The organism is Sphingopyxis sp. (assembly GCF_036402335.1).
GTDB lineage: Bacteria > Pseudomonadota > Alphaproteobacteria > Sphingomonadales > Sphingomonadaceae > Sphingopyxis.
The window spans coordinates 1-9,820 of the sequence record NZ_DASWTD010000136.1; the positions used below are offsets into that span (position 1 = coordinate 1).

The 9,820-nt window shown below is 64.6% G+C and carries 7 protein-coding genes; 3 read left to right on the forward strand and 4 right to left on the reverse strand.

Annotated features, from left to right (window positions below):
* Positions 1-586 (reverse strand): hypothetical protein (locus VGD20_RS04255; protein ID WP_331133262.1); only part of this gene is annotated, 586 nt, incomplete at its 3' end.
* On the opposite strand from VGD20_RS04255, the gene VGD20_RS04260 reads away from it, so the two are divergent.
* Positions 587-1,141 (forward strand): hypothetical protein, encoded by a 555-nt coding sequence (locus VGD20_RS04260; protein ID WP_331133263.1) that lies wholly within the window; start codon positions 587-589, stop codon positions 1,139-1,141.
* 468 nt (positions 1,142-1,609) lie between these two features.
* Here VGD20_RS04260 and VGD20_RS04265 read toward each other — a convergent pair whose 3' ends face one another.
* Positions 1,610-2,689, reverse strand: coding sequence for a reverse transcriptase domain-containing protein (locus tag VGD20_RS04265; RefSeq protein ID WP_331133257.1), 1,080 nt, complete (start codon positions 2,687-2,689; stop codon positions 1,610-1,612).
* Between the two features lie 95 nt (positions 2,690-2,784).
* Between VGD20_RS04265 and VGD20_RS04270 the strand changes: the two genes are divergently transcribed.
* Positions 2,785-4,971 (forward strand): AsmA family protein, encoded by a 2,187-nt coding sequence (locus VGD20_RS04270; RefSeq protein WP_331133258.1) that lies wholly within the window; start codon positions 2,785-2,787, stop codon positions 4,969-4,971.
* A 136-nt stretch (positions 4,972-5,107) separates the two neighbouring features.
* Here the strand turns inward: VGD20_RS04270 and VGD20_RS04275 are convergent, their stop codons facing one another.
* Positions 5,108-6,415 (reverse strand): glycoside hydrolase family 130 protein, encoded by a 1,308-nt coding sequence (locus VGD20_RS04275; protein ID WP_331133259.1) that lies wholly within the window; start codon positions 6,413-6,415, stop codon positions 5,108-5,110.
* A gap of 198 nt (positions 6,416-6,613) precedes the next feature.
* Complete coding sequence (locus VGD20_RS04280) at positions 6,614-6,886, reverse strand: hypothetical protein (protein ID WP_331133260.1); 273 nt, start codon at positions 6,884-6,886, stop codon at positions 6,614-6,616.
* Positions 6,887-7,468: 582 nt separating this feature from the next.
* Here VGD20_RS04280 and VGD20_RS04285 point away from each other — a divergent pair.
* On the forward strand, positions 7,469-9,733 hold the full coding sequence (locus VGD20_RS04285) for a glycosyltransferase family 4 protein (protein ID WP_331133261.1): 2,265 nt from the start codon (positions 7,469-7,471) through the stop codon (positions 9,731-9,733).
* Positions 9,734-9,820: the final 87 nt, after the last annotated feature.

The window sequence follows — 9,820 nt, forward strand, 5'->3', positions numbered from 1 at the left end:
ATTCATGCCCGAGCTTTACATGCTCGCAAAGGAGACCGAGCAGCATCGGGTTGCGCGCAAGGACCCGCACGTCATTGGAAGCGATCGCCAGATTCTCGCGGATTTTCGGCGCGAGCTCGGGCTTTGTGACGACCGACCGCTTGATGAGGTCGAACTGGCGGCCCGGCTGCAGCTCCAATATGCGAAAGCTGCGCCAACCTGCTTTTTGCGGGCCGCGGTAATGGCGCGACGCGACGACCCCCCGGCAATTATTGATGCCGCTGAGAAAGTCCGAGATGGCGGCGCTATATTGCTCGATCGTCGCATCAGATTCGGTGGAGCTTAGAACGTCGGGAATTTCATCGAAGGAGTCGAAGAGAAACACCCAGCCGCCCGACCTTATCCCGGCGTCAAATTCCTGTTCGATAAATTCATCGACGAAGCGATCGTTGACGCGGTTGAGCGACGTCAAAACGAAATCGCGAATGAGTTCGCGGTTCACGGCTTGGCCCGACGCCCGTTTTATTTCCTTGAGGTTGACATAGACAGGTAGCTTCGACGTCAAGCTCCGCGACTTGCCCGCGCGCACCGCAAGCTCGTGCGCCACATGACGCAGGGCTACGCTTTTCCCGGTCCCAGGATCGCCCTCGACAAGGATGAGGCGTTCCTTGCTGTGCCGGAGGGCGAGGGTCAGCGATTTCTCGCGGCGTATCCCGTTAGCACGGCTCAAAGGCCAGAAGCGCCAGCTCCGGCCTTCTGCCTCGACCTCGGCTTCGAGTTCGGCGAACTGCTGATCGCGCCAGTTTTCCTTCTGGTTCCGGGCGACGATTTCAAGCTGCAGATGCTGCGCGAACTGGCGCCGCGCCCCGGCCTTCTGTCGCTGCTCGGGACTATAGATTTTCGGGCGCAAATGGTTCTGCCACGCATCCTTGATCTTGATGATGGCTTGGACCGCGACAGCGCAAATGACGAGGATCAACGCGGCGAGAACGAGCAGGCCTATCGGCCAGGTGACATAGGCTGGCAGTTTATCGCCGAGCAGACGCTCGGCAAAGGTCAGCAGCTTTTCCCAATCGCCGACGTCCGGCTCGCCCAATGCCATATGACAATTCCCCCGGCGCCGCCTCTAGCCGGTCGCGCGCTCAATGATAAGATTCAATGATCCGAAATGGCATGAATTGTTGAGCCAGACGCCGTCGTCGCCGTGCACCGATTTACGCACACCGCGACCGGCGGCGTCAGTGGCACGATGACCACCCTGTTATAGAAGAGTTTCCTAGGTGCTCGGATTGTACGGCGGACGATTTTGAGGACATTAACCAGAAGATCTTCCACGCGGGTCTTAGAATTGCAGATTTCGTCGAGGAAGTGCGCGAACGAATTCGAAGAGAACTGGAGAACCAACCTGCTCTAACTGAGAGCGCGGCAAGGAATGCACTCGCCCCGGATGAATTTCCTTTTGTATATTCCAACTGCTGTCGCGGCCGGAGCATATTTTGCGGCGATCGAATACTAGTGGCGGCTCGTGAGTAACCGCGGCATTTTATCCTGTCCGCCCTTTCTTGAGCCGTTAGCAATCGATTTGTTTGCGTGGCTCCTCGCCGCCGACTGAGCGTTTGCGCGTCGCCATCTAGGACTCCTCAATTCGCTCGGCGAGGAGTGACACCCGTGCCGCCAGCCGCTTCTGCGCTGGGGTGCGGTTCTTGATCTTGTCGAGGTAGAAGGATCGGAAGTCGTGCAACCGGCGATCGATTTCGCCGTCTAGCTGATCAAAGAGAACTGGGCAGTTTGAGCTCTTGAAAGAATTACGCCAGCCCCGGATAGTGTAGTCGAGCCGGACCAAGGTCTGCGCATAACAGCGGTCCTGGCTGGTCAGAGCCCGACCCGAGATCGCTTTGACAATCGCCTTCTGTCCGCTCGCAATCAGTGCAGCGATGTGCTCGAGCAGCTTCTCGCGGGCGGCGAGGGAGGGTGGATAGCTGTCGGGTCGCAATTCATAGCCAAGGAAGGGATGACCTTCGTCAACCGTCCCCGTGAACGCCTTGTTGGGCGAGGCCACAGGATCATAGATTTGCATATCGAGTTCGCCGAGCAACGCCCCTGCGGCGCGCATCGCCGCATCGATGGCGCGGCGCGTTTTCCCCATTACGAGGAAATCATCAATATACCGGATGCAGGTAATGCCGCGACCGTTCATCGCAGTATCGAAAGCTTCGAGGACGATATTGCCCGCCAGCGCCGACAGAGGGCAACCCTGCGCGACACCATCGGCCCCCGTCGGAAACATCTTTAGATCATCATCGCTCAGCTTGTCGGCGTTCGAGAGCTCCACGGTCAGACCGTCCCGTACGAGCTGGAGGAATTCCGCCTCGACCCCCTCCGCTTCTAAGAAGGATAGCACCCTTTCGCGAGGTATCTTTGTGAAGAAGCCCGAGATGTCAGACCCTGCCACATAACGGTCGCCGGCCTTCACTCGCTCGTCGAAGATCGCGATCGCATGGTCCACGCCGCGCCCCCTGATGCCGCCTATCGAGGTCGGGGTCTGTAGAACCCGCTGTACGCCGGTGATCTCGGTCGCCTCCTGCAGCACGTCGAGGATTGCCCGCTGCACGATCCTGTCTTCGAGGGGAGCGACGACTATCGGTCGCTTACCGGCCTTGCCGTTCCCCTTCGGCGGCGTGGCGCCATAGGCGGGGGCAAAGGCGCACACCTGCCACCTTGGCGATACCGCGCTGAAGGCGCGGTATCCGCCCGCCTGCTCAACGCGTTAAAGGAACGATGCTCGGCGCGGCGGATTGATGCCGCATGGACAAGCGCTCCGGTCAGGCCGCCTCGGCGGCCCGCGCGCCAGCCCGCCGCTGGACCGATCGCCCGCGCCGCTGGGCACGGACCGCCTGGACGCCCGCCTGGCTCGAACGGCGCCCGCGCCCGCTCCGGATCGCGATCAGGACGATCACGCTCATCCTGCTTCTCCTCTTCGCGATCTGGCTTATCCTCTTCATCACCAAAGGCCGCTTTCTCAAGGGCCCGTTCGAGCGGTTCGCGACGGCGCAGCTCGAGCGCCAGGTCGATGTCGGCGGCGACTTCCAGCTCTATTTCGCGCCGTTCAACGTCAAATTTTATGCCGAGGACATCCGCATCGCGAACCCGGCGTGGGCGCGCGACAAACAGTTCTTCACGGCCAAGAAAGTCGACACGCGGGTTGCCACCCTGCCGCTGATCTTCGGCAAGCGCATCCTGCGGTTCGCCGATCTCGACGGCGCGCAGCTCGCACTCGAATGGGATGCCGGGAACAAGCGCAACAGCTGGACCTTCGGCGACCCGAACCGTCCGCCCGAGCCGCTCGAACTGCCGCGGATCCGCCGCGCCGCGATCACCCAGAGCGGCCTCACCTATCGCGATCCGCGACTGCAACTGTTCGCGGACATCGACGTCGACACGGTACGCGCGGCGGGCACGCGCATCAGCGACGATATCGGCTTTTCCGGACGCGGGACCATGCGCGCGCAGCCCTTCACCGTGTCGGGGGGCCTCAAATCGCCGAACGAGACGATTGCCGGAGGCAAGAACGCGCTGACCCTCCATGCGGTCGGTCTCGGCAACACGCTCGATGTGTCGGGGACGTTGCCCGGGCCGACCGAGCTCGAAGGCGCCGAGCTCAAACTGCAGGCGCGCGGCGGAAATCTGTCGCGCATGTTCGACTTCCTCGGCGTCGCGATCCCCGACACGCGCGCCTACCGCCTCACCTCCGCGCTGACCTATGAAAACGAGGTCTGGAAACTCACCGGGATGAAGGGGATGTTCGGCGATAGCGATCTGGCCGGCTCGCTCGCGGTCAGCCAGCCCAGGGGGCGCCTCTATCTCAAGGCCGACCTCGCCACCCGTTCGCTTAACATCATCGATGCCGGCCCGTTCGTCGGCTATGATCCGCAGCGGCTCGACCGGATGGGCACCGGCGGCACGATCGAGACGGTAGGCGGCCGCCCGCGGGTTCTGCCCGACGCGCAGCTTCGCGCCGCGGCGCTGAAGCGCTTCGACGCCGATGTCCACTACCGCGTCACCAGGGTGCGCGCCGAGAGCTTTCCGATCAGCAATGTCGACCTGACGCTGGCGCTCAAGAACGGGCTGATGGAGCTGAAGCCGTTCAATTTCGTCGTCGCGGGCGGCACGGTCAAAAGCGACATCGCGATCGACGCGCGCCCTGCCGTCGTGCGCACCGAATATGACGTCCGCCTGTCGCCGACGCGGCTCGGCACCTTGCTCGCGCGCTTCGGGACCGAGCAGTCGGGCACGACGGGCACGGTCAGCGGCCGCATCCGGATGGTGGGCTTCGGCGACAGCGTGCGCGAATCGCTCGCGACGTCGAACGGCCGGATCGCTTTCGTCCTGCCGCAGGGCACCTTCTGGACACGCAACATCCAGCTCGCCGAACTCGATCTCGGGACGTTCGTGCAGAAGATGTTCCAGGACAAGCTCAAGAAGCCGGTCGAAATCAACTGCGGCGTGATCGCCTTCACCGTGCGCGGCGGGATCGCGGCTGCCGACCCGATCCTCATCGACACGAAGAAGAATGTGATGCTCGGCCGCGGCGGCTTCTCCTTCCGCAGCGAGGCGATCGACATGGCGGTGCGCGCCGACGGCAAGACCTTCAGCCTCTTTTCGGGACAGTCGCCGGTCGGCGTCGGCGGCTATTTCGCGGCGCCGAAGATCGATCCCGTCAGCGACGAGCTCGCGGGCCGCGCCGGGACGGCGCTCGGCCTCGGCATATTTGCGAGCCCCGTGGGCCTGATCATTCCGTTCATCGATCCCGGCGATGCGAAGGCGGCGCAGTGCGGTCCGGTGCTCGCGGGCGCCACCGCGGCGGCCCAGCGTACCAGCAAGGGCAAGCCGCGCGACGATGTCGGCAAGGGCACCACCGCGAAGTCCGAGGATGGCAAGCAGTCGGCCGACGGCCAGAAGAAGCAGCGCAAGAAATTTCTCGGGATATTCTGAGGCTTCGCCGGTGCAAGGGAGCTTTCGTCACGGCGCGGCGGTTCATCGCAGCTTGCAGAAGGCGGGCGCGGGTGAACCCGAAGACCGCGCCAACGCGCGGGTGTTGCTGTGACGCTTGGCATTCTGCCCTGCCCGCTCAGTCCATCGCGGAGAGCATTGCCTCGATCGTGGTGGTCGCAAAGCCGATGGCGCTATCCGAAATGCCGTAAGGGATGAACAGCTGCCCGCCGACCCGGGTGGCGCCGCAGGTGTACACGACGTTCGGCACATAGCCTTCGCGGTCGCTCTCGGCAGCGGACAAGATCGGACAGCGCGTCCGCGCGATGACCCGCGACGGATCTTCGCGGTCGAGGAGCGCGGCGCCGAGGCTGTACTTGCGCATCGCGCCGACGCCATGGGTGAGCAAAATCCAGCCTTCGTCGCATTCGATCGGGCTGCCGCAGTTGCCCATCTGGACAAATTCCCAGGGAAATTCGGGCCGGATGAGGATCTGCCCCTCGTCGTTCCACTCATCGAGGCTGTCCGACGTCAGGATCGTGATATTCTTCCCGTCCTGGCGCGCGACCATCCGGTAACGGCCGTCGATACGGCGCGGGAAAAGAGCCATCCCCTTGTGCCGCGCCGCGTGTCCCCGGAGCGGTTCGAGACAGAAGCTGCTGAAATCCCGCGTCCGGAGCAGCTCCGACCGGATCGCGCGACCCGAATAGGCGGTGTAGGTGCCGAGATATTCGATTTCGCCATCGTCCTCGACGAAGCGGACCAGGCGCAGGTCTTCGAGACCGTTGCGCTGTGCCTCGGTAACGGGGAACAACACGCTGTTCGAAATCGCGCTGCCTGCGTGGCGATGGACGCTGACCGCCTCGTCGGGGCCCATCTGGTGACGGTCGTCGGCGACGGCCGCCATCGCCGGTCCCGACTGCGGCCAAAGCTGGAAACCGGCCCCCGGACCAATGATCCCCTCGCGGAAGGCGACCGAAGAAATATGCCCTTCGCCAACCGCGCGCATCGACATGATAAAGCGGAGCTGCTCGCCGCCAAGACCGCTTTGATCGGGATGCGGGACGATGCTCGGGTTCATGAGCGCCGCGGCGGCATAGCTATATTCGTGGCAGAAATAGGCGCCGATAAGGCGGCGTTTGACGGGCGACACCGCCTGATCGTCGAGATCGAGGTCTTCCGAGATTTCGCGATAGCGCTCGTCGAAAATCTCCCCGATCTGCCAGTGGCGCTCCGAGAAATCCTTCCAGATCAATCCGAGTTCGAGCTCGGCCTGATCGTCGTCGAGACCGAGAATGTCGCTTACCAGCTGCGCCGCGCGCGGGGGCTCCGAGACGTTCGACTGCCAGGCAAGGTGGAACGGCCGCAGCACCACACGACCGGGATCGGCCGTCAGCTTTTCATCAAGAATCTTTAGCGGGGACTGCTCGGGCCGGCAGATCAGCATGGATGGTGTCGACCTTTCATATCGTCGCCTTCCACCGGCAACAGGTCGCGCACGATGAAGCGATCGGGGAGAAAAGCAAATGGTCTTCGCGCCGCAACGTTCCCGTCGCCCGATCAAAATCGACCGGGCAAGGTGCGCCGCCGGGCACGGCCGGGCAGAATGCCCTCCTGTCGCTGCTTCGAAGGCGGCTATGTCACGCTAGGCGGACGAAGATCCGGCCCCGGCGCCGGGCATGGCGGGGGTTTCGCGCCGCGACGGCGCACGGGCCGTTCGCACGCCGCCGATCTGCCACATATTGGCGCCCGATTTCGTCATCCGGGCGAGGAGATGTTCGCCTTCGAACAGCTCGACCTCGACGCCGTCCCTTTCGTTGCGGGCCAACAGGAAAGCCTGTTCGGGACTGTCCGCATGAAAATCGACGCGGCGATGTCGCGCCGACGCGTCGGTGACGATCATATGAAATGCGCCCATGGCCATGATCCTCAAGCATTCGAGACGGCACGCATGCCGGCGCCGGCCTGGCGAACGGCGCAATCACCCGCGATTGCGCCGGCAGCCGTGCAAGCCATCGGATGCGACCCGATTCCCTTCGCCTCCTTATAGCAGCAACGGGGGTCTCTTCCGACTCCCGCGCGGCCCGGCCGGTGCTGCCTGCGCAGCGACAGCTTGCCGCCGTAGCGCGCGGAATTCGCATGGTTTGGCCGCGCAGCGCCTTTCCGATGACCCGGCCGCCGGGAGACGGAATCGTTATAACCTGAGTTAATCGAAGGGCTTTATTTCCCGATCCCGTCATGTTGCACTGCAACCCGAACGCATGTGCCGCGTTAAGCATGCACACAATCAGCCAGTTCCCGAGCCCGGTCTTGCGGCCGGCATCTTCTTCGCGCGCATCCGCGAGCGAGGGGGAAGGCGCGCGCGTGCGAGGGAATGCCAGCCACGAGGACGGATATGAAGCACGACAGCGAAGGCCGTTTTTTCCGGAATGTTTGCGAAAACGATGTTCCCGTCTCTGATGTCCCTCTTGCCGCCAGCGGTATCGAGACGACCTCGCGCGTGGCCCTGATCGGATGTTTCCGGCCGCGTCGATGCGGCATCGCGACCTTTACCGCGGACATCCATGATCATCTGCGCGCGGTCCGGCCCGATCTCGCCATCGACGTCTATGCGATGTGCGGCGAAGGCGATCGGGCGCTTGGCGCCGAAGTGGCGCGCACGATCCGCGAGCAGGAGGCCGCCAGCTATCGCGCGGCCGCCGAGGCGATCAACGACAGCGGCGCGAGCGCGATATGGCTTCAGCATGAGTTCGGCATTTTCGGCGGCGTCGCCGGCGATATGGTCCTCGAGCTGGTCGATCGGGTTGCCGCGCCGCTGATCGTGACGCTTCACACGGTGCTCGCCGAGCCCAACCCCGACCAGCGCCGGGTCATGGAACGACTGATCGCCCGCGCAAGCAAGCTTGTGGTGATGAGCGATTTCGGCCGCGAAATCCTGCGCGACGTCTACGGGGCGAGCAGCGACCAGATCGTCCATATCGAGCATGGCACGCCCGATCGCCCCTTTGTCGATGTCACGCCGCTGCGCGAGACATTGGGAATCGCCGACCGACCGGTCCTCTCGACCTTCGGTCTCATCGGGCCGGGGAAAGGCCTCGAAACGGCGATCCGTGCCCTGCCGGCGATCACCGCCCAATATCCCGATATTCTCTACCGGATCGTCGGCGCGACCCATCCCAACCTGGTCGCCGCCGAGGGGGAAGCCTATCGGCAAAGCCTCGAACGGCTCGCCGAGAGCCTCGGCGTCGCGGATAATATCGCCTGGGAAAATCGCTTCCTCGATACCGGCGAGCTGCTCGACCAGATCGAACTCTGCGACATCTATCTTGCCCCCTACCCCAATCTTCAGCAAATCACCTCGGGCACGCTGGCATATGCCGTCGCGCTGGGCCGCGCGGTCGTATCGACCCCGTTCGTTCATGCGCGCGAACTGCTGGCCGATGACGTCGGCATCTTGCTCCCCGGCGCCGACAGCGAGGCGATCGCGGAGGCGGTGCTCCTGCTTCTCGCGGTCCCGGACGAACGGCGCGCGCTTCAGCGCCGCGCCTATGCCCGCGGCCGGCGGACCGCCTGGACGGTTATCGCGCAGACGTGCGGCGCGTTGGTCGACGGGGTCACCCGGCGCGATCGATCGACGGCGCGCGGGCGCGGCGCGCCTGCGCTGGAGGGCGCATGGTCGCTCTGCGACGAAGTCGGCATGTTCCAGCACTGCAACCACTTTGTCCCCGACCGCGCGCATGGTTACTGCATCGACGACAATGCGCGCGCGCTCATGCTCGTGCACAGCCTGCCGCCGCGAGCGCAGGAAGAAGCGGCGTCGCACGCGCAGACCTTCGCGAGCTTTATCCAGCACGGATGGAACGCCGAACGCGGCCGCTTCCGCAATTTCATGGGTTACGACCGCCGATGGCTGGAAGACGCAGGGTCGGAAGACAGCAATGGCCGGACATTATGGGCGCTGGGCCATGCCGCCGCGCACGCCGCGGCGCCCGCGATGCGCGATTGGGCGGCGAGCTGGTTCGATCGAAGCGCCGCCATGTTCGAGCAGTTCGAGAATCCGCGGGCGATTGCCTTCGCGATGCTCGGCGCCGACGACCGGCTCGGGCACGACCCCGGAAATGCGCAGGCGCGCGCGATCGTCGAGCGCGGCGCGGCCTTTCTCTCGGCGCTATGGAAAGCGGAACGCCGTCCCGGCTGGGACTGGTTCGAAGCCGATCTCGCGTACGACAACGCGCGTCTCGCAGAAGCGCTCATCCGCGCCGGGCGGCGGCTGCCGTCGGTTCCGCTCGTGGAGACCGGTCTCGACGCCCTGGCCTGGCTGACCGCTTACCAAACGGCGCCGGACGGTCATTTCCGTCCGGTCGGATCCGAAAGCTTCGGCAAGCCTGGCGAAAGCCTGCCCTTCGACCAGCAGCCGCTCGAGGCGTGGGCGACGATCGCGGCCTGCGCGGCCGCGTCGGCCGCCACGGGCAACGCGCTCTGGTCGACGCACGCCGAGACCGCTTACGCGTGGTTCCTCGGCCGGAACGACCGCCACCTGCCGCTGGGCGATGCCAGGACGGGGCGCTGCTTCGACGGGCTCACCCCGCGAGGCGTCAATCGCAACAGCGGTGCCGAGTCGGTGCTCGCCTTTCATCTCGCCTATCGGACGATGGCCGACATGTTCTGGCGCGAGGCCATAGCCGATTCCCCGGACTGGCGCAGCGCCGGCACGGGTCCGCTTCCTGCCGCGGCACCGGCGCCGGCGCCGGCGCTCGCCCACTGAGGAGAGTGCGAATGAGCGCGCCGATCCAACCCGTCATCCTTTGCGGGGGTGCCGGGACGCGCCTTTGGCCCGCGTCCCGCGGCGCCC